Origin of the sequence: Burkholderia sp. 8Y, assembly GCF_902506145.1 — a bacterium.
GTDB lineage: Bacteria > Pseudomonadota > Gammaproteobacteria > Burkholderiales > Burkholderiaceae > Caballeronia.
In genome coordinates, this window is record NZ_LR733520.1 from 2,716,783 (window position 1) to 2,740,744 (window position 23,962).

General features: G+C 65.4%; 21 protein-coding genes and 1 riboswitch. Of the genes, 8 read left to right on the forward strand and 13 right to left on the reverse strand.

Going from position 1 to position 23,962, the window contains the following annotated elements:
* Positions 1-11 precede the first annotated feature (11 nt).
* The 6 genes from GV035_RS23400 to GV035_RS23425 form a co-directional block, all read right to left on the reverse strand.
* Positions 12-1,643, reverse strand: coding sequence for an ABC transporter substrate-binding protein (locus GV035_RS23400; RefSeq protein ID WP_159837283.1), 1,632 nt, complete (start codon positions 1,641-1,643; stop codon positions 12-14).
* A gap of 244 nt (positions 1,644-1,887) precedes the next feature.
* The gene (gene metF, locus GV035_RS23405) at positions 1,888-2,727 is read right to left on the reverse strand and encodes a methylenetetrahydrofolate reductase [NAD(P)H] (RefSeq protein WP_159837284.1); all 840 of its coding nucleotides are present in this window, start codon (positions 2,725-2,727) and stop codon (positions 1,888-1,890) included.
* 28 nt (positions 2,728-2,755) lie between these two features.
* Positions 2,756-3,109 (reverse strand): phage holin family protein, encoded by a 354-nt coding sequence (locus tag GV035_RS23410; RefSeq protein WP_159837285.1) that lies wholly within the window; start codon positions 3,107-3,109, stop codon positions 2,756-2,758.
* A gap of 84 nt (positions 3,110-3,193) precedes the next feature.
* Positions 3,194-4,615 carry an adenosylhomocysteinase gene (gene ahcY, locus GV035_RS23415; protein ID WP_159837286.1) on the reverse strand — a complete coding sequence of 474 codons (1,422 nt, stop codon included), beginning with the start codon at positions 4,613-4,615 and terminating at the stop codon, positions 3,194-3,196.
* A gap of 32 nt (positions 4,616-4,647) precedes the next feature.
* A riboswitch (S-adenosyl-L-homocysteine riboswitch) is annotated at positions 4,648-4,784 on the reverse strand.
* A 103-nt stretch (positions 4,785-4,887) separates the two neighbouring features.
* Positions 4,888-5,610, reverse strand: coding sequence for an LrgB family protein (locus GV035_RS23420; protein ID WP_159837287.1), 723 nt, complete (start codon positions 5,608-5,610; stop codon positions 4,888-4,890).
* Between the two features lie 10 nt (positions 5,611-5,620).
* Positions 5,621-6,076 (reverse strand): CidA/LrgA family protein, encoded by a 456-nt coding sequence (locus GV035_RS23425; protein ID WP_159837288.1) that lies wholly within the window; start codon positions 6,074-6,076, stop codon positions 5,621-5,623.
* Between the two features lie 108 nt (positions 6,077-6,184).
* Between GV035_RS23425 and GV035_RS23430 the strand changes: the two genes are divergently transcribed.
* Positions 6,185-7,114 carry a LysR family transcriptional regulator gene (locus GV035_RS23430; protein ID WP_159837289.1) on the forward strand — a complete coding sequence of 310 codons (930 nt, stop codon included), beginning with the start codon at positions 6,185-6,187 and terminating at the stop codon, positions 7,112-7,114.
* Positions 7,115-7,175: 61 nt separating this feature from the next.
* On the opposite strand, the gene GV035_RS23435 is transcribed toward GV035_RS23430, so the two are convergent.
* Positions 7,176-8,972, reverse strand: a complete 1,797-nt coding sequence (locus GV035_RS23435) for an OmpA family protein (RefSeq protein ID WP_236572700.1) — start codon at positions 8,970-8,972, stop codon at positions 7,176-7,178.
* Positions 8,973-9,289: 317 nt separating this feature from the next.
* Here GV035_RS23435 and GV035_RS23440 point away from each other — a divergent pair, with 317 nt between their 5' ends.
* Positions 9,290-10,999, forward strand: a complete 1,710-nt coding sequence (locus GV035_RS23440) for an isovaleryl-CoA dehydrogenase (protein ID WP_159837290.1) — start codon at positions 9,290-9,292, stop codon at positions 10,997-10,999.
* A gap of 728 nt (positions 11,000-11,727) precedes the next feature.
* Here GV035_RS23440 and GV035_RS23445 read toward each other — a convergent pair.
* The 5 genes from GV035_RS23445 to fliE form a co-directional block, all read right to left on the reverse strand.
* Positions 11,728-12,030, reverse strand: a complete 303-nt coding sequence (locus GV035_RS23445) for an EscU/YscU/HrcU family type III secretion system export apparatus switch protein (protein WP_159837291.1) — start codon at positions 12,028-12,030, stop codon at positions 11,728-11,730.
* Complete coding sequence (gene fliK / locus GV035_RS23450) at positions 12,027-13,373, reverse strand: flagellar hook-length control protein FliK (RefSeq protein WP_159837292.1); 1,347 nt, start codon at positions 13,371-13,373, stop codon at positions 12,027-12,029. The genes GV035_RS23445 and fliK overlap by 4 nt, the downstream gene beginning before the upstream one ends.
* Positions 13,374-13,419: 46 nt before the next feature.
* A complete protein-coding gene (locus GV035_RS23455) occupies positions 13,420-13,749 on the reverse strand; it encodes a flagellar protein FliT (RefSeq protein ID WP_159837293.1) in 330 nt (109 codons plus the stop codon).
* 31 nt (positions 13,750-13,780) lie between these two features.
* Positions 13,781-14,200: a flagellar export chaperone FliS gene (fliS, locus tag GV035_RS23460; RefSeq protein ID WP_159837294.1), complete on the reverse strand. Its 420-nt coding sequence runs from the start codon at positions 14,198-14,200 to the stop codon at positions 13,781-13,783.
* Positions 14,201-14,603: 403 nt separating this feature from the next.
* On the reverse strand, positions 14,604-14,972 hold the full coding sequence (fliE, locus tag GV035_RS23465; protein WP_159837295.1) for a flagellar hook-basal body complex protein FliE: 369 nt from the start codon (positions 14,970-14,972) through the stop codon (positions 14,604-14,606).
* Positions 14,973-15,243: 271 nt separating this feature from the next.
* On the opposite strand from fliE, the gene fliF reads away from it, so the two are divergent.
* The 6 genes from fliF (at position 15,244) to GV035_RS23495 (ending at position 22,370) form a co-directional block, all read left to right on the forward strand.
* Positions 15,244-17,007, forward strand: coding sequence for a flagellar basal-body MS-ring/collar protein FliF (gene fliF, locus GV035_RS23470; RefSeq protein WP_159837296.1), 1,764 nt, complete (start codon positions 15,244-15,246; stop codon positions 17,005-17,007).
* A complete protein-coding gene (fliG, locus tag GV035_RS23475; protein WP_159837297.1) occupies positions 16,997-17,992 on the forward strand; it encodes a flagellar motor switch protein FliG in 996 nt (331 codons plus the stop codon). Before fliF ends, fliG begins: the two co-directional genes overlap by 11 nt.
* Entirely contained in the window at positions 17,985-18,662 is a 678-nt protein-coding gene (gene fliH / locus GV035_RS23480; protein WP_159837298.1) for a flagellar assembly protein FliH, read from the forward strand. The genes fliG and fliH overlap by 8 nt, the downstream gene beginning before the upstream one ends.
* Complete coding sequence (gene fliI / locus GV035_RS23485; RefSeq protein ID WP_159837299.1) at positions 18,656-20,182, forward strand: flagellar protein export ATPase FliI; 1,527 nt, start codon at positions 18,656-18,658, stop codon at positions 20,180-20,182. Before fliH ends, fliI begins: the two co-directional genes overlap by 7 nt.
* Positions 20,183-20,243: 61 nt before the next feature.
* Positions 20,244-20,693, forward strand: a complete 450-nt coding sequence (fliJ, locus tag GV035_RS23490; protein WP_159837300.1) for a flagellar export protein FliJ — start codon at positions 20,244-20,246, stop codon at positions 20,691-20,693.
* 75 nt (positions 20,694-20,768) lie between these two features.
* On the forward strand, positions 20,769-22,370 hold the full coding sequence (locus tag GV035_RS23495) for a flagellar hook-length control protein FliK (protein ID WP_159837301.1): 1,602 nt from the start codon (positions 20,769-20,771) through the stop codon (positions 22,368-22,370).
* Positions 22,371-23,084: 714 nt separating this feature from the next.
* On the opposite strand, the gene GV035_RS23500 is transcribed toward GV035_RS23495, so the two are convergent.
* A complete protein-coding gene (locus GV035_RS23500; RefSeq protein WP_159838171.1) occupies positions 23,085-23,837 on the reverse strand; it encodes a flagellar brake protein in 753 nt (250 codons plus the stop codon).
* Between the last annotated feature and the right edge of the window lie 125 nt (positions 23,838-23,962).

Here is a 23,962-nt window from a genome sequence, read left to right on the forward strand (position 1 = left end):
GCCAGCAAGACTTACTGCAGGCCGACGCCATCGAAACGCACGTAGCCGAGCGGCTCGATCTTCATGTTCGTCACCTTCTTGCTGACCGGCTGATAGACGGTCGAATGCGCGATCGGCGAGAACGGCAGTTGTTGCGCGAAGATCTCCTGCGCTTGCGTGTAGTCCTTCGTGCGCGCGGCGACATCCGTGGTGGAGCGGCCCTTCACGACGAGATCGTCGAACGGCTTGTAGCACCACTTCGAGAAGTTGCTGCCCTTCACCGCGTCGCAGCCGAGCAGCGTGCCGAGCCAGTTGTCGGGGTCGCCGTTGTCGCCCGTCCAGCCGATCAGCAGTGCGTCATGTTCGCCCGCGTGCGCGCGTTTCAGATACTCGCCCCACTCGTACGACACGATGTTCGCCTTCACGCCGATCTTCGCCCAGTCCGCCTGGATCATTTCGGCCATCAGGCGCGCGTTCGGGTTATAGGCGCGCTGCACGGGCATGGCCCACAGCGTCAGCTCGAAGCCGTTCGGGAAACCGGCTTTGGCCAGCAGTTGCTTGGCCTTCGCGGTGTCATACGGATTCTGCTTCAGGTTCTTGTCGTAGGACCACTGCGTCGGCGGCATCGGTGCGGTGGCCGCCTGGCCCGCGCCCTGATACACGGATTCGATGATCGCCTTCTTGTTGATCGCCATGTCGAGCGCGCGGCGCACGTCCGCGTTGCCGAGATTGCTCTTCGTCACGTTATACGCAACGTAGCCTTCGTTGAAGCCGGCCTGCGACGGCGTATCCACATTCGACGCCGATTTCAGCGCGGAGATATCGCCCGGACGCGGATAGCTCATCACCTGGCATTCGTTGCTCTTGAGCTTCTGCACGCGCACGGCGGCGTCCGGCGTGATCGAGAAAATCAGCTTGGAAATCTGCACCGCGTTCGGCTTCCAGTAGTCCGGATTGCCGTCGAAGCGAATGGTCGCGTCCTTCGTATAGCTGCGGAAGATAAACGGCCCGGTGCCGAGCGGATACTGGTTGATGTCGGCGGCCTTGCCGTCCTTCAGCAGCTTGTCGGCGTATTCGGCGGACAGGACGGACGCATATTCCATCGCCATGTTCTGAATGAACGGCGCGCTCACTTCCTTCAGCGTGAACTTGACGGTGTACGGGTCGACTTTTTCGATCTTCGAGATCAGCTTGTCGAGGCCGAGATCCGTGAAGTACGGGAACTGCACGTTGTACGCCTTGCGGAACGGCTGGTTCGGGTCGAGCATGCGGTTGAACGTAAACAGCACGTCGTCCGCGTTGAATTCACGCGTCGGCTTGAAATAGGACGTCGTCTGGAACTTCACGCCGTGACGCAGATGGAACGTGTAAGTCAGGCCGTCCGGCGAGACTTCCCACTTTTCCGCGAGGCCCGGTTCCACCTTCGTGCCGCCGCGCTCGAATTCGACGAGGCGGTTGTACACAGTGAACGTGTTCGCGGTGAAATCGGTGCCGGTGGTGTATTGCGCCGGATCGAAGCCGGCGGGGCTGCCTTCCGAGCAATAGACGAGCGTCTTGTTCGGGATTGCCGCATTCGCGGCGGTCGCGGCGAAGAGCGTTGCCGTGGCGACGGCGCCCATGAGCGCCGAGATGCGGGCGACTCGCAACAGGCCATTTTTTTTCATGTTTCCTCCAAGTCAGTGCCGACCTCGCGGCCGGCGTAGCGCGATCTTACTTGATCGCATCGCCCACTTTGGTAGCGGATGCGAAAGCCGGGCGCAACACTAGCACGAACAAATGTTACGCGCGTGGTGGGTTTTCTCCACTTCTGGCGGATTTGATTGCGTCGGAGCGCGAAACGTCGGAGGGGCGGGAGGAGAGAAAAAACCGCGCGGCGAGCGCCGCGCGGGTCATGCTAGAACGTGCGACTCAGGCGCTCTGGAAACCGAGCCGTTCGCAGATCGTCTTGGTCGCCGCAGCGCCGTTGAGCGTATAGAAATGCAGGCCGGGCGCGCCCTCGTCGATGAGACGGCGGCACAAGCCCGTCACCACGTCGAGGCCGAACTCGCGGATCGACTCGCGATCGTCGCCGTAGCTTTCCAGACGCCGCGCGATCCATCTGGGGACTTCCGCGCCGCACATGTCGGAGAAGCGCATGAGTTGCGAGAAGTTCGTGATCGGCATGATGCCCGGCGTGATGGGCACATCCACGCCCAGCTTCCGCGCTTCGCCGACGAACTTGAAGTACGCGTCCGCGTTGAAGAAGTATTGCGTGATCGCGGCGTTCGCGCCCGCCTTCACCTTGCGCGCGAAGTTTTCCATATCGGCGCGCGGCGAACGCGCTTGCGGATGAAACTCCGGGTACGCGGCCACCTCGATATGGAACCAGTCGCCGTGTTCCTGACGAATGAATGCCACCAGTTCCGACGCATAACGCAGCTCGCCGAATTCGCCCATGCCCGAAGGCAGATCGCCGCGCAACGCGACGATATGGCGGATGCCGTGTTCGCGGTACGCGCCGAGAATCGCGCGCAGGCTTTCCCGCGACGAGCCGATGCACGACAGATGCGGCGCCGCCTGCAAGCCTTCCGCCGCCATTTCGAGCACGGTATCGAGCGTGCCTTGCTGCGTGGAGCCGCCCGCGCCGAACGTCACGGAGACGAACTTCGGCGCGAGTTGCGCGAGTTGCGCGCGGGAAGCGCGCAGCTTCTCCACGCCTTCCTGCGTCTTCGGCGGGAAAAACTCAAATGAGAGTTCGATGGGTTTCATGATGATGTGCGCGCAGAAAGCGCGGCGGCTAGCCGAAGTTGCGCTGCCCGAACACGAGCGCCGACAGGAGCCACGACACGATGCTGTAGAGAATCGAGCCGAAGAACGCCGACCAGAAACCCGAGACCTCGAAGCCCTTCAGCAGCGACGAGCACAGCCAGAAGCACAGCGCATTCACCACGAGGATGAAGACGCCGAGCGTGAGGATGGTCACCGGCAACGTCAGGATAATGAGGACCGGGCGCAGCACGGCGTTGATCAGTCCGAGCACCACCGCGATGATCAGCGCCGTGCCGAAACTGCGAATGTGAATGGACGGCACGAGATAGGTGATGATCAGCAGCGCGAGCGCGTTGATCAGCCATGTCAGCAGCACGGTCATCGAAGGTTCTCCGGTTGTTCGCCGTTCGGTCAGAGCGCGGCGCGGATGCTCGCGCATCCGTGCCGGGCCTGCCGCCGCGTGCGATTAATAGCGGTAGTGGTTCGGCTTGAACGGGCCGCTTTTGTCGACGCCGATGTAGCCTGCCTGCTCGTCCGACAGCACGGTCAGTTCCGCGCCGATGCGGCCCAGATGCAGACGCGCGACCTTTTCGTCGAGATGCTTCGGCAGCACGTACACCTTGTTCTCGTACTTGTCGCCTTGCGTGAACAGTTCGATCTGCGCGAGCGTCTGGTTCGTGAACGAGTTCGACATCACGAACGACGGATGGCCCGTCGCGCAGCCGAGGTTCACGAGGCGGCCTTCGGCCAGCAGGATGATGCGCTTGCCGTCCGGGAAGATGATGTGATCGACCTGCGGCTTAATGTTGTCCCACGTGTACTGGCGCGTGGAGGCAACGTCGATTTCCGAATCGAAGTGACCGATGTTGCAGACGATCGCGTTGTTGCGCATCGCCTTCATGTGGTCATGGTTGATGACGTGATAGTTGCCGGTCGCCGTCACGAAGATGTCGGCCTTGTCGGCGGCGTATTCCATCGTCACGACGCGGTAGCCTTCCATCGCCGCTTGCAGCGCGCAGATCGGATCGATTTCCGTGACCCAGACGGTCGCGCCCAGTCCGCGCAGCGATTGCGCGCAGCCCTTGCCCACGTCGCCGTAACCGGCCACGATCGCGATCTTGCCCGCGATCATCACGTCGGTCGCGCGCTTGATGCCGTCCACGAGCGACTCGCGGCAGCCGTACAGGTTGTCGAACTTCGACTTCGTGACCGAATCGTTCACGTTGATGGCCGGGAACGGCAGGCGGCCGTCCTTTTCCATCTGATACAGGCGATGCACGCCCGTGGTCGTCTCTTCCGTCACGCCCTGAATGTGCGCGAGGCGCGTGGAGTACCACGTCGGATCGGCGTCGAGGTGCTTCGCGATCGACTTGTACAGCGCGACTTCTTCTTCGTTCGTCGGCTTGGCGATGACCGAGCGGTCCTTCTCCGCCTTCGAGCCGAGAATCAGGAGGAGCGTGGCGTCGCCGCCGTCATCGAGAATCATGTTGGCGAACTCACCGTTCGGCCATTCGAAGATGCGGTGCGAGAATTCCCAGTACTCGTCGAGCGATTCGCCCTTGAACGCGAACACCGGCGTGCCGCCATTGGCGATTGCGGCGGCGGCGTGATCCTGCGTCGAGAAGATGTTGCACGACGCCCAGCGCACGTCCGCGCCCAGCGCCTTCAGCGTTTCGATCAGCACGCCGGTCTGGATGGTCATGTGCAGCGAACCCGCGACGCGCGCGCCCTTGAGCGGCTGCTGCGCCTTGTATTCTTCGCGGATTTGCACGAGACCGGGCATTTCCGTCTCGGCGATGTCGAGTTCCTTGCGGCCCCATGCGGCGAGCGACATGTCGGCGACAACGAAATCCTGGGTGTTGCTGGAATCGAGAACTGCGGCGTTCATCACGCCCTCCTTTCTAAAAAAGACTAGAAATGTTGACGTGAGCGCCGTTCGATGCGGTGGCTCTGCGGGCGCTTGATAAGGCGCATTCGAGCCGTCCGGATTGAAGGCCACCGAGCCTGGCGGATGGGCTTTTTCGAGCCGCTCAACCGTCGCAACGCTCCTCGGGGGCGAACGACGATTGTAGCAAAGTCTTATTGGATCGTTTGCGTTTCAGCAGACGCTGATTCAAATCTTCGGCGCTGCGTGAACCGCATTTTTACCGATGCGCGCGCCTAGAACGGCAGCGCGGACAGCGCGGGCGCGAGCAGCACCATCACGACGCCCGCGATCATCATGGTCAGGCTCGCGACCACGCCCTCTTCGCTGCCGAGTTCGCGCGCCTTCGCGGTGCCGACGCCGTGCGCCGCCGCGCCGAACAGCGCGCCGCGTGCGAGCCGCGTGCGCAGCGGCACGAGCGCGAGCACGATTTCGCCGAAGAGCATGCCGCAAACGCCTGTCGCGATCACGAAGAGCGCGGTGAGGTCTCTCGGCGCGTGAATCTTGTCGGAGACGGCGAGCGCAAACGGCGTGGACACCGAGCGCGTCGCGAGGCTGCGCTGCAATTCCGGCGACAGATGCAGCAGCTTCGCCAAAGCCAGCGATCCGCCCACGGCCACCAGAATGCCGACCGTGACGCCGACCGTCAGCGAAATCCAGTGGCGTTTTAAAAGCGCGCGGTACTCGTAGATCGGCACGGCGAACGCGACGGTCGCCGGTCCGAGCAGCCACATGAGCCAGCGCGTGTCGGCGAAGTAGACCGAGTACGGAATGCGCGCGGTCACGACGATCAACGCGAGCACGGCGGGCGCGGCGAGCATCGGCGTGAGCCACGGGCTGCGGAATCGCGCGTACAGCCGCTTCGACGCGAAGTACAGCGCAACGGTCAGCACGAAGCAGCCCGCCGCGATCAGGCGCGCGGCGTCGTCGGCGAGAAGCGAGGCATAGAAGTGATGCATGACCGCGTGCTCAGGCGCGGGCCGCGTGGCGGGCGACGAGCGCGCGGCGCAGCGCGAGACGGCGCTCGAGGCGCGCGGCGCGATCGACCGCAAACGCGACGGCGACCATCACCATTAGCGTGCCTGCGACGACGACGAGCGCGAGCCGCCAGCCGTCTTCCATGAACAGGCCGCCGTACTGGACGGCCGCGACGGCCGCCGGGATGAAGAACAACAGCATGTCGCCGAGCAGCCAGTCGGCGCCTGCCTTGACCCAGCGCGGCGCGACGCCGCCGCAGAACAGCAGTGCGAGCAACGCGACGAGACCGACCACGCCGCCCGGCACCGGCAACGCGAGCTTGCGCGCGACGAAATCGGCGACGAACCAGATCGCCGCGATCCCGCCCGACTGAACGGCGACGCGGGCAAAGCGGCTGATAGCGGCGCGAGCGGTGGAAGGCGTCTGATTCAGGAGGGCGGCGGACATGGCGTAATGACTAGGGTTAACCTGTACGCGAGTATAGGGTCGTCGTCTCCATAATTAAAATGACTTAACCTTATCCACTTCATTCCAATCCGGAATCCTGAGCCGATCATGGAACTGCGCGCGTTGCGGTATTTCGTCGAAGTGGTCAAACAGAAAAGCTTTACCGCTGCCGCCGAGCACATGTTCGTCACGCAGCCGACCATCAGCAAGATGGTGAAGGCGCTCGAAGACGAAGTCGGCTCGCCGCTGCTGTTGCGCGAGGGCAGGCAAATGGTGCTGACCGATGCCGGGCAGATCGTCTATCAACGCGGTGTGGACGTGCTCGCGGCGCACGCGCGGCTGGAGGCGGAACTGAACGATCTGGGCACCTTCGGGCGCGGGACGCTGACCATCGGCATTCCGCCGATGGGCGGCTCGCTTTTCACGCCGGCGATCGCGGCGTTCAGGCGGCGGTATCCGAAAGTCGAGCTGAAGCTATTCGAGCGCGGGTCGAAGGCGATCGAAGCCGCGCTGATGGACGGCGAACTGGAGTTGGGCGGCGTCCTGCAACCGGTCGATACCGACATGTTCGACGTATTGCCCGTCAGCCGTCAGTTGCTATGGCTCGTCGCGCCGAAGGGCTCGCGCTGGGAAGACGTGCGCGAGGTGCCGCTGGCGGATCTCGCCGCAGAGCCGTTCGTCTTCTATGGCGAGAGCCTCGCGCTCAACGATATCGTGATGAACGCGTGCCGCGCGGCGGGGTTCGCGCCGACCATCGTGGGGCGCAGCGGACATTGGGACTTCATGGCGGCGCTGGTGCAGGCGGGTATCGGCATCGCGCTGCTGCCCGCGCCGTATTGCCGCCGGCTGGATACCGACGCCTTCACATGCCGGCCGGTCGTCGCGCCGGAGATTCACTGGGACATGGCGCTGGGGTGGCGGCGCAACGGCTATCTCTCTCATGCGGCGCGCGCGTGGATCGAGGTCGCGCGGGAAGTGCTGCCCGCCAACCTCGATCAGGACTTCCTGGCCGATGGCTTCGCGCGTACGCGTCGCTAGAACGCGGACGGGGGCGGGTGAGTCTCGCCGAACGACGACGCACCCGCGTTGCTTGCGACGGTCAGTTCACTTCCTTGAACTCGATGCGGCGGTTCGCCAGGCGGCCCGCAGGCGTCGAGTTGTCGGCGATCGGATTGACCTCGCCGAAACCTTCCGCCTTCAAAGAATTCGCCGGGATGCCGTGCTTCACGAGATACGCGCGCACAGCTTCCGCGCGCTTCTTCGACAGCTCGACGTTGAGCGCCGGGCTGCCCGTGTTGTCCGAGTACCCGGCGATTTGCAGCATGATGGGCGCGCCATGTTCATCGCAGGCTTTCAGGGCTTGCGCGGACTTCGCGAGCGCAGCCATCGCGCTTGCAGGCGGCGTGTTCGAACCGGTGCGGAAGTTGATCGGCTTCAGATTGAGCATTCGCGCGATAGCCGGCGCGGAGCAGGCCTCCCCGTTTGCCGATGCCGATGCCGATGTCGCAGCCGATGCGGGCACTGCCGCCGACGCCGCCGATGAAGCCACCGCCGACGCCGCGTCTGATGCCGCCGCGTCCGCGTGCGGCGAAGCGAGGCCGATGTTCCACCCCGAGCCGAACAGCGCCTTCAGCTTGTCGAGCCAGCCGAGTTTTGTGTCAGCGGCCTTTCCGCCAAGTTCGATCTTGTCGCCGGTGATCTGCACGCGTGCGCCCGGCAGCGCCATCACGGGCGCGAGGGTGTCCAGCTTGTCGAGCCACGTCGACGGCTTCGTGTCCGGATCCACGGCGACGTTCGCGTGGAACTTGTCCGCGCCGAACCTGGCCGACAGGAGATCGATGAGCCGCTGGCGCTCCTCGTCGCTGCCGACTGTCGCCTTGACGGTCGGCACGCCCGAGGCGTCGACGGTGATGGATGCCAGCGCGTTCTTGCCCGGCAGCAGCGTCGGCATGGACGCCTGGCTCGCGACCGGGACGCCGCTCGCCGCTGCGTCCGACGACGATGCGCCAGCCGAATCCGACGCCGCACTGCCCGATGCGCCAGCCGAATCCGACGCCGCACTGCCCGATGCGGAAGCCGATCCGTCGGCCTGCGCGTCCTGCGCCGCTTCCTTCGGCTTGTCTTCCGTCGAGCAACCGCGCGCGACGAGCGCTGCGAACAGCGCGAGCGCGGCGGCGTTCGCCACCCACAGCCACTTGCGCTTGCTGGACTTTTCCTGGGCTTCCTCGCTCTTGGGCGCGGGGTACAGGTCGCTGTGGATCGGGAACGCAGCGGCTTCCTGCGTGGACGGATGTTCCAGATGCGACGACACCGCCTTCAGCCGCGACGCCACGCCGGCCAGAAACCCGCCGACAGAGCCGAGACCGAGCGCCTGCGCGAAGGCGTCCGTCATGTTCGCCCGAACGACGGGCAGTTGGTGTCCGAGCAGCGTCGGCAACTGGCCGACCTGACCGTTGTGCTGCGTGAAGTGGCGCTTGAGCAGCCCGAGAATGGTCGCGCCGACCACGCCGGCCAGCACGCGCGTGACGTGCGCCGGCACGCCGGAGTATTCGGCGATGCGCGCGCTCAGCGCGTTCACGTTGTCATGCGATGCGACCGCGCCATCCACCGATGCGCTCGTGGCCAGCAGCGTTTGCATGCCGTCGTCATTGAGCACGAAATGCGGCAGTTCGTCGGCGATATGCGTGTTGACGCCCGGCGACATGACCGCGTTGAACAGATTGCGCGCGCCGTCGAGCGAGGACGCCTTGTTCATCATCGAGCCGATGAGCGCCGGCCCGCACAGCGAAATGACGCGCTTGGCGGATTCGGGCGCGCAGCCGACGCGTGCGGCGAGATGCTGCAACACGCTTTCGTTCAAATCGGCCTGCGCCATCTGATTGAGGTTGATGCTCATTGGGAAGACTTCCGGAAAAAGCGTTGTTGCACCGGGCACGATCGCCCGCTTCAGGCCGAACGATTATAGGTTCGGGCTCCTGCAAGTCAGCATGGCGGACTGAACAATCGGATTTGTCTCAGCTCTCATTTCTTTAGGACTGCGCCTCAGAAAAGTTGTCGATGCTGTGACAACCGGGCGCTCGGGTCCGCCCGCCAATGAAGAGAGCGATGCGTCTACCCGTCCGCCGAAACGCCGGCCTATGATTCAGAAATTCGAGATGGCGCCGACGCGACACAACGCGCCGCGCCGCGCAGCGCGAGACAGGAGACCGCCGTATGAACGTTCCATCAGCCGATGCACCCGCAAGCCGGTTCGGACAAACGCACGAGGTCACGAATCAGGCGCCGCCGCTTGGCGATTACGACGCGTTCGCGACCGACTGCGCGCTTGCCGCCGCGCTCGAACGTGAAGGCGCGGGCTGGCATGCCGATGCGCTCAGCCGCGACGGCCGCGCGCTCACGCAGCCGGACGTCCTCGCACTCGCCGATCTCGCCAACCGCCACACGCCGGAACTTGCGACGCACGATGCCCGCGGCGAACGCATCGACGCGATCGAGTTTCATCCGGCGTGGCAGGAACTGCTGCGCCGGCTGCGGCACGCGGGCCTGCACGCGCTGCCGTTCGAACCGCAGGCGCGCGCCGGTTCCATGCCCGCGCGCTGCGCCGGCTACTTCCTGCACGGCCAGCTCGAATCCGGTTCGCTGTGTCCGGTCACGATGACCTTCGCCAGCATTCCGGTGCTGCGCAACGAGCCGGCGCTCTACGCGCGGCTCGCGGGGCCGCTGCTGTCGCGCGAGCACGACCCGCGCGATATCCCGCTCGACGCCGGCAAGCGGTCGATGATGATCGGCATGGGCATGACCGAGAAACAGGGCGGCTCGGACGTGCGCAGCAATCGCACGCGCGCCGAGCCGATCGGCGCGGGCGGGCGCGGCGGCGAATATCGGCTCGTCGGCCACAAGTGGTTCTTTTCGGCGCCGCAATGCGACGCGCATCTCGTTCTCGCGCGCACTGCCAGCGAGGGCGCGCTGTCGTGCTTCTACGTGCCGCGTTTCGCGCCGGATGGCCGCAAGAACGCGGCTCACGTGCAGCGTCTGAAGGACAAGCTCGGCAATCGCTCGAACGCGAGCAGCGAAGTCGAATTCCTCGATGCCTACGGCGTCATGGTCGGCGATGAAGGGCGCGGCGTGCCGACGATCATCGAAATGGCGAACTTCACGCGGCTCGACTGCGTGATCGGCAGCGCGGCGCTGATGCGCGCGGCGCTCGTGCAGGCGATCCATCACGCGCGGCACCGGAGCGCGTTCGGCGCGCGGCTCGTCGATCAACCCTTGATGCGCAACGTGCTCGCCGATCTTGCGCTGGAATCCGAGGCCGCGACGCTGCTGTTCATGCGGCTCGCGGGCGCGTTCGAGCGAAGCGCGGCGGCGGCAAGCGCGCCGGCGGAGCGCGCGTGGCGGCGCATCGTGACGCCCGCCGCGAAGTTTTGGGTCTGCAAGCGCGCGCTCGAATTCACGGGCGAAGCCATGGAAGTCTGGGGCGGCAACGGCTATGTCGAATCTGGCCCGATGGCGCGTTTCTACCGCGAAGCGCCGGTCAATTCGATCTGGGAAGGCTCGGGCAACGTGATGTGTCTCGACGTGCTGCGCGCATTCGAGCGCGAACAGGAAGCGGCGCACGCGCTTTTCGACGACTGGCGCGACGCGGCGTCCGCCCATCCGGCGCTAGGCCTGGCGCTCGGCGCGCTGGTCCACATGCTGACGGGCGATGCATCGGAACGAGAAGCGTCGGCGCGGCGCATCGCGCAGCAACTGGCGCTGTGCGCGCAGGGGGTGTTGCTCGCGCGTCATGCGCCGGAGCAGGTGGCGCAGGCGTTCATCGAGACGCGGCTTGGCGATGCGCGCGGCGAAACGGGGCGCGTCTACGGCACGCTGCCGGCGCGGTTCGATCATGCGGGGATTGTGGCGCGGGCGTTTGAGGGGTAGCGCGGACGTAAGGCGCGCGACGAGGCTTTGGTGTCGCGGGAAAGCGGCGGCGATTGCCGAGGCCAGAGGTTGCGCGGTCAAGTCGCGGCGATGGCTGCGTGCCAAACCGCGGCCCGCGCCACCGATGCGTGCGCCGCGATGTCTCGAGGAAGCAGAAGCGGGCGCCAGCAACGCCCATCGCGAAAAGCCGCGCGACGAGGCCGGGCGCGACGGCAACCGCCGCTGTCAGAGCGCGAACGCCCAGACTCGGTAGCAATGAGTCAAAAAAGGGAAAGCGACGAACTGCAACGCCCACCGCGAAAGGCCACGCGACGGCAACCGCCGCTGTCAGAAAGCGAGCGCCCAAATTTCGCGGCAATGCGCTTCAAAAGGAAAAGCGACCAGGCGCAACGCCCACCGCGAAAGGCTGCCCAATAAGATCTCGCAGCGATGCCTGCCCGCCGAGAAATAACCCCGCACGACGGCAACCGCCGCTGTCAGACCACGAACGCTCAGACTGCGTAGCAATGCGTTAAGAACGGGGAAAGCGCCCAACTGCAACGCCCACCGCGAAAGGCCACGCGGCCGCAACCGCCGCTGCCAGACCGCGAACGCCCAGACTCGGTAGCAATGCGCTTCAAAAAGGTAAAGCGCCCAGCCGCAACACCCACGACGAAAGGCCGCGCGAAGCAACGACTCCGCGATACCCGCGTGCCAAAACCAACGCCGCCGACGCCCAACCAAGCGCCTCACCGCACCGCCCGCCCCGCCTCCCTTATCGGTTCCTCGTTCTCCAGCCGATACACCCACGAAAGCAGTTCCGCCACCGCCTGATACAGCGCAGGCGGAATATGCGCGTCGAGGTCGACCTGCATCAGCAGCGAAACCATGTCCGGCGAATCGTGCACGTAGACGCCCGCCTCCTTCGCGCGCTGCACGATCATCTCCGCGACGAGCCCATAGCCCTTCGCGACGACGCGCGGCGTCGCTTCCCGCTTGCCGGCTTCATAGACGAGCGCCGTCGCCTGCTTGCGGCTGTACGGCGTGCTCATGCCGCGCCTCCCTCGCCGCGCGGCGATGCGCCAAACAGATGCGCAAGCGGCGAACGAACCGGCTTCGGCGTCGCGTGGGCGGCGTCGCCGGTCGTGTCGATGTCCGCCGCGCCGTCGATGGAGCGCACCGAGAATGACGCCAGCGCGATGCCCGCCGCGTCCAGTTGACGCGCGAACGCCGCGCCATCCGCCGCGAGCCGGGCCGCGCCCTTGTCGCTCGCGTTGATGCGCGCGACGAGCTTCTCTCCGCTCAGAACCAGTTCCGCGTCCACCGTGCCGAGCGCCGGCAGCGACAGCGTGATGCGCGTGCGCCACCCGCGCTCGTCCGCCACCGCGTCCGGCGTGCGCGCATCGCGCGGCTCACGGGCAATGTCCCACTCGAAACGCGTGCCCGGCCACGCCTCGCCCTGCCAGCGGAACTGCCCGTTGGCAAGGAGATCGAGCTGCTGGCGCACGATATCCAGCGTCGCCGGATGCACGCCCGCCGCCACCGATGCCTGCATCGCCGATTCCGACGGCGTGGGCGGCGGGCTTGCGCTCCCCGCGCTCGCGCTTCCGCTCTGCGAATGCGAAAGCGCCGACGCGGGCGCGTCGCGCACCGATGCCGCCAGCGCCGCCGCCTGCTGCGGCGTTTGCGGCATTTCGACGACGCGCGCGGGCGTCGGCGCGGCGGCGTCGTGTAGATCGGAAAAAGCGGGGGAAGCGGAAAGCGCGGGCGCAGTGTGCGCGGCGTCGGATGCGCCTTCGCTCGCAAATTCGAACGGCAGCGAAAGCGCGCGCGGATCGACGCGGGCCTGCGGCTCGTTGCCGAGCGTGGCGGCGCTGCGCTGTCCGGCAAGCCACTGCGCGAGATGCGATTCGTAGAAGAGCCCGCTTTCGCCGACGGTCTTCGCCAGCTCGCCCGCCAGCACCGACGCCGGCAGCGGCGGCAGGCTCTGGCTCGCGGCGCGCGCCGCCGCGACGGCGGCTGCGTTCGAGGAAAAAGCGGTGTCGAAAAGGCCGGTGGTGAGCGCGGCGAACGCGCTCGCGGGGCGCGGCGGCGTCGGCCACAACGGCGCGTCGCCGATCACGGCTGACGCCGTGCCGGAAAGACGCGAGATCACGTCGAGCGTTCGCGCGACGCTGGACAGCTCGGTCTGCGCCGATGCCGCCGGTCCCGACGCCGCGCCCGATTGCGGCGCGTCGGGCGTATCGACAGTCGCGGACGTGCCCGCCTGCGTCGTCGTGCGTGCGGCGGCGGCGCCCGCCGCGCCGTTCACCGCGTCGGCGGGCCGGATCGCGGAAAGGACGAGGTCCGTGCGGCCGGCCAGGAGCGTTGCGATCGCGGAGTCGAATCCTGTCATGCCGAGATTCCTCAAGTACGTCCGCGAACCCTCGCGGCGTGTCTGTCTAGCGCAGTCCGATCATCTTTTTCAGGACGCGCGTCGGGCTGTTCACCGCGAAGAGCGCGGACAGACGCGCGAGGCTCGGCGATGTCAGATCGCGGATGGCGGCGTCGTCGGCGAGAATCTTCTTCACGAGGTCCAGCTTGCGCGCCCGCGCGGTCTCGTCGAGCGCGGAGCCGTGATCGGCGTCCTTCAACTGCTCGACGAGGTCGCGATACGTGCCCTGCATCGCCTTCAGATCGCCCCAGTCGCCTTCTCGCGCCGCCATCAGCATCTGGGCGGACAGCGCGGCAATGGCTTCGTAGTGAGCGAAGTATTCTTCTGTCGTTTTCATTCTTCTCCGGCGGTCGCCCGCCGATTTCCATTCAGACGGCCGCAGCGGTCATTTGCGCCACTTCCGGTCCGATACCGACCCACGCTTCCTCGAGCGTCGCCAGCAGATTGTCGACTTCAACGAGCATCGTCTCGCTCTGCTCCAGGTTCGCCTGCAGCAGACGGCGCGTCATGTACGAGTAGAGCGCGTCGAGCCGCTGGGCGATTTCGCCGCCCGCGTCCTTGTTCAGCGCCTGCTGAAGCCCGCTTTCGATGATGCTGATCGCCTTGCCGATCGCCATGCCGCGCGCGCTCACGTTGTTCTGCTGCGTATGCATCCGCGCCTGCGCGATCGCCTGCCGCGCGCCCTGATAGAGCATCACGATGAGCCGGTGCGGGCTGGCTCCCATGACGCCGGTCTGAACGCCGACGCGCGCATATGCGTTGGCTCCCGCCTGTCCCTGCGAAAACATCGATGGCTCCTGTCTCGACGAGTGTCTCGGCTTCTCGCCCCGGTCAACCGGCGTGCGCTTTCGCGCGCGTTCCGGCTCCGTCTCGTCCCGTGCAAATCACTGCAGCCGGCGCGCGTGGCCTCTCGCCTTCACCCGCGCCGCCTGCAACCTGTTTTCCGTGCAACACGAAGGACGCGGCGCTTGGCACCCCGTTCCCCGCGTTGACGCCGGTTTTTTCCGGCCTGCAAACATCCGCACCGGCGCGATACACAAGGGCGCGGCTCGCTTTCGCGAGCGAACCATCGTTCGCCGGGCTGCTAACGGGGTTATCGGAGAAACGCGGAAAAGCTTTAGGGCGCAAGGGTTTGAGGGCCGAAGCAGGCTAAAGGGGCGGTATCGCGACGGCCGGCGGCGCTCGCCCGCGTCAGACGGAAATCTGCATGATGTCGTTGTAGGCGGTCACGAGCTTGTTGCGCACCTGCAAGCCGAACTGAAGGCCGACGTTCGCCTTCTGCATGTCCACCATCACGTCGTTGAGCGATACGTTCGGCGCGCCGATTTCAAATGCGTGCGCCTCGTTGAGCGCGGTCGTCTGGTTGTCGCTGATCTTGTCGATGGACGACTTCAGCGCGTCCGCGAAGCTGCCCGCGCTCGCCGCGCCCGAACCCGCGCTTTGTCCGGTCACCGCGCCGGAAGCCACCGTGGCCGCGCTGCCCGCGCCGCCCGCGGCTTGCGCCGACAGCGACTGAATGGCGCTCAATGCGGCGGAAAGCGGATTGATCGGAAAGTTCATATTGACTCCGTGTGACAGCAAGTTGATGCAGGACCGTGGAAATGCCGGCGTCTGGCCGGCTCGGACGGACAGATAAAAAGGCTCGTCCGGGTATGAAAAAGATTAACAGCGGGCCTCGTTTCAAACCGCGCGAAGAACGGGGAAAACCCCGCTCTATTCACCGAATCGACTTGCAAGCGAGTGCGGATAATCCATCTCGTGAAAAGACTTCCTTAACCGCTGACGACAACGCGGCGCGGGAAGAAGCCAAGATTCGGAGCTTCGACGCTAAATGGAAACGCCCAACAACTCATTGATCACGCCCGACGCCAGAATGGGCCTGGCGGGTGCGCAGCCGGGCGCGGCAGGTTCGCCCGCCGCGGGCGCGGGCCTTTCCGCCGGCGGTTTCGCCGAGCGGGTGCCAATGCTCTCGCAGTTTCGCTCGAACCCGCGCGTGCCGCTGATCGTCGCCGTCGCGATTCTGGCGATGGTCGTCGCGGGCCTCGTCATGTGGTCGCGCCAGCCGGACTATCGCGTGCTGTTCAGCAATCTGTCGGACCGGGACGGCGGCGCAATCGTTACCGCGCTCCAGCAAGGCAACATTCCGTACAAGCTGTCCGACGGCGGCGGCGCCATTCTCGTGCCGGCCGAGCAGGTCCATGAAACGCGTCTGCGTCTCGCGAGCCAGGGCTTGCCGAAAAACGGCTCGGTCGGCTTCGAATTGATGGACAACCAGAAGTTCGGCATCAGCCAGTTCGCGGAGCAGATCAACTATCAGCGCGCGCTCGAAGGCGAGCTCGAGCGCACCATCGGCTCGATTTCGTCGGTGAAGTCGGCGCGCGTGCATCTGGCCATTCCGAAGCCGAGCGTGTTCGTGCGCGACAAGGAATTGCCGACCGCCTCCGTGATGGTGAACCTGTACCCCGGCCGCGTGCTCGACGAGGGCCAGGTGCTCGCCATCGCGCACATGGTGGCCTCGGGCGTTCCGGACATGCCGGTCAAGAACGTGAACATCGTCGATCAGGACGGCAACCTGCTCACGAGCCAGAGCGCCGTCAACGGCCTCGACGCGTCGCAGCTCAAGTACGTGCAGCAGATCGAGCACAACACGCAAAAGCGCATCGACGCGATTCTCTCGCCGCTTTTCGGCGCGGGCAATGCGCGGTCGCAGGTGAGCGCCGACATCGACTTCTCGAAGCTCGAGCAGACCGCCGAAAGCTACGGCCCGAACGCCAACCCGCAGAACACGGCGATCCGCAGCCAGCAGTCGAGCGAATCGAGCGAAACGTCGGGCAGCGGCGCCTCGGGCGTGCCGGGCGCGCTCTCGAACCAGCCGCCGCAGCCAGCGTCCGCGCCGGTCGACGCCGCCGCTTCGGGCACGACCGCGACAAAGTCCACGCCGACCAATCTGCGCAAGGACACGACGACGAACTACGAAGTGGATCGCACCGTGCGCCACTACGAGCAGGCAACGGGCGGCATCAAGCGTCTGTCGGTCGCGGTGGTCGTGAACTACGAGCGCCAGGTCGATGCCAAGGGCAACGTCACGATGAAGCCGCTCACCGCCGACAAGCTCGCGCAGGTGCAGCAGCTCGTGAAGGACGCGATGGGTTTCGACGACAAGCGCGGCGATTCGGTCAACGTGGTGAACAGCGCGTTCTCGTCGGACGTGGACCTGACGCCGGCGGTGCCGTGGTGGCGCACGCCCGACATGATTGCGCGCGGCCTCTCGCTCGCGAAGTACGTGGGTATCGGCATCGTCGCGCTGTTCCTCTACTTCAGCATGGTGAAGCCCGCGATGCGCCGCGCGTTCCCGCCGCCGCCGGAAGAAGCGCCGACGCTCGCAGCGCCTGACGATCTCTCGCTGCTCGACGGCCCCACGCTCGGCGGCGAGATCAAGCAGGAAGAAGACAAGGATGCCGAGGTGAGCCTCCTCGGTCATGAAAGCAACAAGGCCAAATTCGATCGAAATCTCGACTACGCGCGCATGGTCGCGCGGCAGGATCCGAGAATCGTTGCGACGGTCGTGAAGAACTGGGTGTCCGATGAACGCTGAAGGTCTCAATAAAGCCGCGCTCCTCCTGATGTCGATCGGAGAGGAAGAAGCCGCCGAAGTTTTCAAGTATCTCGCCCCGCGCGAGGTGCAGAAGATCGGCGCAACCATGGCGGCGCTCAAGAACGTGACGCGCGAGCAGCTCGACAACGTGCTGACGGAATTCGTGGGCGAAGCCGAGAAGCACACGGCGCTTTCGCTGGATTCGAGCGAATACATCCGCTCGGTGCTGACGAAGGCGCTCGGCGAGACGAAGGCCGGCGCGCTGATCGACCGCATTCTGCAAGGCAGCGATACGAGCGGTATCGAAGGTCTCAAGTGGATGGACTCGGGCGCGGTCGCGGAACTCATCAAGAACGAGCATCCGCAGATCATCGCGACGATTCTCGTGCACCTGGACCGCGATCAGGCTTCGGAAATCGTGTCGCTACTCAACGACCGGCTGCGCAACGACGTGCTGCTGCGCATTGCGACGCTCGACGGCATTCAGCCCGCCGCGCTGCGCGAACTCGACGACGTGCTGACGACGCTGCTTTCCGGCAGCGACAACCTGAAGCGCGCGCCGATGGGCGGCATTCGCACGGCGGCGGAAATTCTCAACTTCATGTCGAGCAATCACGAAGAAGGCGTGCTCGCGAACGTGCGCGAGTACGACGGCGAACTGGCGCAGAAGATCATCGACCAGATGTTCGTGTTCGAAAACCTGCTCGATCTGGAAGACCGCGCGATCCAGTTGCTGCTGAAGGAAGTCGAGTCGGAGACGCTGATCGTGTCGCTGAAGGGCGCGCAGCCCGCGCTGCGTCAGAAGTTCCTCTCGAACATGTCGCAGCGCGCGGCCGAACTGCTCGCCGAAGACCTCGATTCGCGCGGTCCGGTGCGCGTGTCGGAAGTCGAGCAGCAGCAGCGCAAGATTCTGCAGATCGTGCGCAATCTGGCGGAAAACGGGCAGATTCAGCTAGGCGGCAAGGCGGAGGACGCATATGTCTGACGCGGCCACCACGCACAAGGGCAAGGCGCCTGTCTCGGCGTATCAACGCTGGGAGATGGCGTCGTTCGATCCCGTCACCGTCGACAACAGCGCGGCGGAACAGGCGGCGCTCGAAGCGCATCTGCGCCGCGTCGAGGAAGACGCGCACGCGCACGGGCTCGCGAAGGGACACGTCGCCGGTCAGGCGCTGGGCTATCAGGCGGGTTTCGAGCAAGGCCACGCGAAGGGTTTCGAGGACGGCCGCAAGGAGGCGCTCGCGCAGGCGGCGCAACTCGCGCAGATCGCCGATACGTTCAGGACCGCGCTTCACGCCGCCGACGCCGCCATCGCGGAAACGCTGGCCGCGCTCGCCGTCGATATCGCGCAGCAGGTCGTGCGTCAGCATCTGGCGCTGGACCCGACCGCGCTCGTCGCCGTCGCGCGTGAAGTGATCGCCGCCGAGCCGGAGCTGTCGGGCGCGCCGACCTTGATCGTGAGCGCGGCGGACTTGCCGATCGTCGATGCGTATCTGAAAGACGAACTGGAATCGGCGGGCTGGACGGTGCGTCCGGACCCGGCCATCGAACGCGGCGGCTGCAAGGCGCACGCCGCGACCGGCGAAATCGACGCGACCAACGCGTCGCGCTGGGAACGCGTCGCCGCCGCGCTCGGGAGGAACAAGCCGTGGTGAACCATCGCATCACGCAGGACGGACTGTCCGCGCTGGAACAGGAAATCGCGCGGGCGTCGTTCGGGCCGCTCGCCAGCGACGAAGCGGCAAGCGACGCCACGCCCGACGCGCACGCCGCGCGCACCATCGCCGAACTGGCGAAGCTCGCCGGCAATCCGCACATCGACACGTGGCGCGACAAGCTCGACGCGATGAAGTCGCGCAATGCCATCGCCAAGCCGCTGCGTCCGTGCGGCCGGCTCACGCGCGCCGCCGGGCTCGTGCTCGAAGCGGTCGGGCTGAAGATGGGCGTCGGCTCCGAATGCATGATCGAACTGCCGCCCGGCAGCGCGATTCCGACTGCGGAAGCCGAAGTCGTCGGCTTCGCGGGCGACAAGCTGTTTCTGATGCCGACCACCGAAATGGGCGGCCTGTTGCCCGGCGCGCGCGTCTATCCGCTCGAAAGCGCGCCGATCAACGATCCGATGGCGGGCGCGAAGCGCCTTCCCGTCGGCTGGGAGATGCTCGGCCGCGTGGTCGATGCGTCCGGCCGTCCGCTCGACGGGCTCGGCCCGCTCGGCGCGAAGGTCGATGCGCCGCTGTCTGCGCCGGTCATCAACCCGCTGAACCGCGAGCCGATTCACAAGGTGCTCGACGTGGGCGTGCGCGCGATCAACTCGCTGCTCACGGTCGGACGCGGACAACGCATGGGTCTTTTCGCGGGTTCCGGCGTCGGCAAGTCGGTGCTGCTCGGCACGATGGCGCGCTACACGAGCGCGGAAGTGATCGTGATCGGGCTGATCGGCGAACGCGGCCGCGAAGTGAAGGAGTTCATCGAGCAGATTCTGGGCGAGGACGGTCTTGCGCGGTCGGTCGTCGTGGCGGCGCCCGCGGACGTGTCGCCGGTGCTGCGGATGCAGGCCGCCGCGTACACGACGTCGCTCGCCGAATATTTCCGCGATCAGGGCAAGCATGTGCTGATGCTCATGGATTCGCTCACGCGCTACGCGATGGCGCAGCGCGAGATTGCGCTCGCGATCGGCGAGCCGCCCGCGACCAAGGGCTATCCGCCTTCGGTGTTCGCCAAGCTGCCGGCGCTCGTCGAGCGTACCGGCAACGGGCCGGAAGGCGGCGGTTCCATCACCGCGTTCTATACGGTGCTGACCGAAGGCGACGACCAGCAAGACCCGATCGCCGACTCGGCGCGGGCGATTCTGGACGGCCATATCGTGCTGAACCGCTCGCTGGCGGAGGCGGGGCATTACCCGGCCATCGATATCGAGCAGTCGATCAGCCGCGCGATGACCTCGCTCATCGACGAGAAGCATCTGGAACGCGTGCGCCTTTTCAAGCAGATGCTGTCGCGCTATCAGCGCAACCGCGATCTCATCAACGTGGGCGCGTATTCCAGCGGCCGCGACGCGCTGCTCGACCGCGCCATTGCGCTGTATCCGCGGATGGAGTCGTTTTTACAGCAAGGTTTTCGTGAGCAGGCAAATTTTGAACCAAGCCTTGATTTGTTGCACCAGCTTTTCGACTAGTATTCGAGCCATTCGTCATAAGAACGCGTAAAGCCCTGAAGACCACAGGAATTGCCACGTCATGTCCAAAAATCTGCCGATCAACACGCTCATCGAACTCGCGCAAGAAGAGCTCGACGCCGCCACCAGGAAACTCGGGAAGTTGCAGCAGGAACGCAACGAGATCGAGAAACAGCTTGACTCGCTGATCACGTACCGCGACGAGTATCACGCGCGCTTCACCGCATCGGCGCAGCAGGGCACGACGGCGCAGACGCTGCGCAATTTCCAGGCATTCGTCGATACGCTGGATTCGGCCATCGCGCAGCAACGCGCGTTGCTCGTGACGGCGGATCATCGCATCGAGGCGGCGAAGCCCGACTGGCGGCTCAAGAAGCAGAAGGTCGGCAGCTATGAAGTGCTGGCGGCACGCGGCGAGGCGGTTCTCGCGCGCAAAGCGGCGCGCGTCGAACAGCGCGAAGCGGACGAGCACGCGGCGAAGGCGCTGCGCATGCGCGCTGAGCGCGCCTGACGGATTTTTAGCGGCGCTGCTGTCATGGCAGCGAGCGCCGCATCGTTTTCATTGACAGGATGTCAGAGGTCGAACATGTCCTCCGTTTCAAATATCGGCGTGCTTGCAGGCGCGAACTCATCAGGCGCATCGGCGGCCAGGCGCGCGGCGAGCGCGAGCGTATCGTTCGGGCAGACGCTGCAAGGCATGACCGACCGCGCGAACGCGGACGCCTTCGCGGCGAAGGCGCTCACGTCCGCCAACCCGTCGAGCGTGCACGACGCCCCGAAACCCGACGACACCGCGAACGCCGGCAAGAGCGATGACGCGCAGGCTTCGACATCGGCGGACGCGAGCGGCAAGACCGACGCGGCGCACGGCACACCGAAGCACGCGGACAGGAACGACAGCGCGGAGGCGTCGAAATCGAGCGCGAATGCCAAGCCGGCGAATGCAGCCGATGCCGCCGCGAAAGCGGCCGCAGAAGCCAAGGCGCGCGCCGAGGACGCCGATCCCGCGAATGCGGATGCCGACGACACCACGCTCACCGATGCGGCCACGGCGGCATCGACGGACGGCGACGCATCGGCAACGGGCGACGCGAAGAAGACCACCGACGCGAAATCGGCTCAGGACGCGCTTCAAGCGGCGCTCGCGTCGATGAACGGCACGCCGGCGAATGCGGCGGCGATGGCTGCTGCGGCGCACGCGGGCGGCAATGGCGCGAACGCCGCCGCTGGTTCCAGTGCTGCGAACGCAGAGACGCCGGGCACGTCGCTCGGCGCGGGCGCGAAGGGCGGACGCGGCATCACGTTGACGAACGCGGCATCGGGCGATGCAAAGAACGCCGCCGCCGCGACCGCGACGCAGGCGGGCGCCGCCGCGCTGACGACGGCGCAAGACGCGCTGACCCCAGCCGGCGATGGCGCGAGCGCCGCGTACAAGCAGTCCGCCGATGCGGCGGCGCATGCGGTGGCGATGCAGGCGGCATCGGCGAATTCGGGGGTATCGAGCCCGCAAGGCGCGATGACAGCGGCGACGAGCGCGGCGATTGCGCCGCACGTGGGCGCATCCGGCTGGGACGATGCGTTCAGCCAGAAGGTCGTGTTCGTGTCAAAGTCGGATCAGCAGAGTGCCGAACTGACGCTCAACCCGAAGGATCTCGGTCCGTTACAGGTGACGCTTCAGGTCGCGGACAACCATGCCCACGCGCTGTTCGTATCGCAGCATGCGCAGGTGCGGGAGGCGGTGGAAGCGGCCATGCCGAAGCTTCGCGAGGCGATGGAAGCCAATGGCATCAGCCTCGGCAGCACCAGTGTGTCGGATGGGTCGGCGTTTGCGCGCCAGTCGCAGCAGGATAGTGGTCGACAGGGTTCTGCCGCCTCCGGCGGCGGGAATGGTCGGGGGGCTGGCGGTGGGGTTGAGGCGCTTGGTCTTGTGGCCGTTGCCGCTCGCGAACGGGGGCTCTTTCCAGTACGCTGGGTTCTTCTTCGTGGAACTTGTTTTCGCGTCGGTCTATTAGCGTTGCCCCTCCCCGGGGCGGGGGTCACTTTCTTGGCTGTCGACCAGAGTAGGCGCTTTAGCGCCGTACTCTGGTCCCATGCAAAGAAAGTAACCAAAGAAAGCAGCTTTTTTCTGAACCGCACGAAGCACAAACTGCGTAATCACTTCGCAGACATGCGATGGCACTCGAATTAATAAACGGCCTTGAATCACCTTCCGCGCCCGCTGAGCGCCACGTCCTCCGAGCCCCTTGGCTCGATAACACCAACAGGACTCAACGGCTGTGCCGGGAGATAAACCGTCGCAAGGCAAGCCGAACCAACGAAACGAAAGAGGATGCACGGAAAGCATCTTCGTTAGCGACAAGCATCAGGACGCACGCACGCGCCGCCTTGTCCCGTCCCGCCTCGCCTTGCCTCGCCTTGCCTCGGTACGGCTAGGGCTAGGGCTAGGGCTAGGGCTACGGCTACGGCTACGGCTACGGCATTGATTTTTGCTTGAACTTGTTTCCCAGTGGTGGAAAGTGCCCCACTGGTTTTGTCGAGCCAAGGGGCTCGGAGGACGTGGCGTTCAGCGGGCGTGGAGGGTGATTCAGGGTTGATTGAAGCTGAGTGCCACCGCATTTCTGCGAAGTGATTACGCAGTTTGTGCTTCGAGCGGTTCAGAAAAAAGCTGCTTTCTTTGGTTACTTTCTTTGCATGGGACCAGAGTACGGCGCTAAAGCGCCTACTCTGGTCGACAGCCAAGAAAGTGACCCCCGCCCCGGGGAGGGGCAACGCCAATAGACCGACACGAATACAAGTTCCACAAAAAAACACGGCACAACAAGCGACGCTGCGAAATGCGCTAGCCCCCCGCCCAGAGAAGGAGGGCAACGCGAAGACATGCCAAGCAACCCGCAAACAAACCCTACTTCGCCAAAGCCCGCCGCTTCATCTCGAGCTGAGTAATCAACCGCTGCAAGGTATTCTCCGCCGACCCCGGCATCGAAATGAACTTGAACCCGAGCGTAAACCGCCGATCGCCCTTGAGCGTAGTCGACTCCCGATGCGAAACCAGCTTGAGATCGAGCGTCACCTTGCCGGTCGCGGTGAAGTGCAGTTCGGCGTCTTCAATCACCACGCCCATTTCCATGTCCGCGACGCGCTCGTCGGTCGTGCGCAACGCCACGCCGCCCAGCGACAGATCGTGCACCTCGAACCTGAAGCGGTCGCCATCCGGCAGAGAGCCGCTGCAAATATAAGGATCGAGCACCGGCGCTTCCACGCGGAAATACTCGCGGCGCTGCATGTAGTACAGCACGGGCGGAAATTCCGCCTCGAAAGCCGGACGGCCGTCAAAGCGCGTCTCGCGCGGCGTCGCGGTCGTGAACTCCACGCGCACGCCCTCAGGCGATGCGTGGAAGATCAATTTCGGCGCCCGAAGCACGTCGCGATTCTGCTCGGCGACGCCGCCCCAGTCGAATGTGAAGCGATGCGCCGTCACATCGACATCCAGCAGTCGTGTGACGATTTGCGCGTCGCCATATTGTGCGGTCAGGAAATCGCCGCGATTGGCCAGATTACGTAGCGCCACGCCAATTTCCAGCGGATTCCGGCGTCCGAAATCCACCTCGTGGTCGCTGTCGTCCTCGGCAACATCGTGCTTCTGATAGGTATTCATCGTGCTAGCCGTGTCCATTTTTGCCCGCGCATCGCCTGGAGCCCACGCCGCGCGGCTCGCCGGACCGCTCTCGATCCGGCACTGTCGTCTTCGGGTTAGCGGCATGCCTCTTGAAAAGTTTAGGG

Coding starts and splice junctions, on each gene's coding strand:
- GV035_RS23400 (WP_159837283.1), bottom strand. CDS start 1,643: ATGAAAAAAAATGGCCTGTTGCGAGTCGCCCGCATCTCGGCGCTCATG.
- metF (WP_159837284.1), bottom strand. CDS start 2,727: ATGAAACCCATCGAACTCTCATTTGAGTTTTTCCCGCCGAAGACGCAG.
- GV035_RS23410 (WP_159837285.1), bottom strand. CDS start 3,109: ATGACCGTGCTGCTGACATGGCTGATCAACGCGCTCGCGCTGCTGATC.
- ahcY (WP_159837286.1), bottom strand. CDS start 4,615: ATGAACGCCGCAGTTCTCGATTCCAGCAACACCCAGGATTTCGTTGTC.
- GV035_RS23420 (WP_159837287.1), bottom strand. CDS start 5,610: ATGCATCACTTCTATGCCTCGCTTCTCGCCGACGACGCCGCGCGCCTG.
- GV035_RS23425 (WP_159837288.1), bottom strand. CDS start 6,076: ATGTCCGCCGCCCTCCTGAATCAGACGCCTTCCACCGCTCGCGCCGCT.
- GV035_RS23430 (WP_159837289.1), top strand. CDS start 6,185: ATGGAACTGCGCGCGTTGCGGTATTTCGTCGAAGTGGTCAAACAGAAA.
- GV035_RS23435 (WP_236572700.1), bottom strand. CDS start 8,972: ATGAGCATCAACCTCAATCAGATGGCGCAGGCCGATTTGAACGAAAGC.
- GV035_RS23440 (WP_159837290.1), top strand. CDS start 9,290: ATGAACGTTCCATCAGCCGATGCACCCGCAAGCCGGTTCGGACAAACG.
- GV035_RS23445 (WP_159837291.1), bottom strand. CDS start 12,030: ATGAGCACGCCGTACAGCCGCAAGCAGGCGACGGCGCTCGTCTATGAA.
- fliK (WP_159837292.1), bottom strand. CDS start 13,373: ATGACAGGATTCGACTCCGCGATCGCAACGCTCCTGGCCGGCCGCACG.
- GV035_RS23455 (WP_159837293.1), bottom strand. CDS start 13,749: ATGAAAACGACAGAAGAATACTTCGCTCACTACGAAGCCATTGCCGCG.
- fliS (WP_159837294.1), bottom strand. CDS start 14,200: ATGTTTTCGCAGGGACAGGCGGGAGCCAACGCATATGCGCGCGTCGGC.
- fliE (WP_159837295.1), bottom strand. CDS start 14,972: ATGAACTTTCCGATCAATCCGCTTTCCGCCGCATTGAGCGCCATTCAG.
- fliF (WP_159837296.1), top strand. CDS start 15,244: ATGGAAACGCCCAACAACTCATTGATCACGCCCGACGCCAGAATGGGC.
- fliG (WP_159837297.1), top strand. CDS start 16,997: ATGAACGCTGAAGGTCTCAATAAAGCCGCGCTCCTCCTGATGTCGATC.
- fliH (WP_159837298.1), top strand. CDS start 17,985: ATGTCTGACGCGGCCACCACGCACAAGGGCAAGGCGCCTGTCTCGGCG.
- fliJ (WP_159837300.1), top strand. CDS start 20,244: ATGTCCAAAAATCTGCCGATCAACACGCTCATCGAACTCGCGCAAGAA.
- GV035_RS23495 (WP_159837301.1), top strand. CDS start 20,769: ATGTCCTCCGTTTCAAATATCGGCGTGCTTGCAGGCGCGAACTCATCA.
- GV035_RS23500 (WP_159838171.1), bottom strand. CDS start 23,837: ATGAATACCTATCAGAAGCACGATGTTGCCGAGGACGACAGCGACCAC.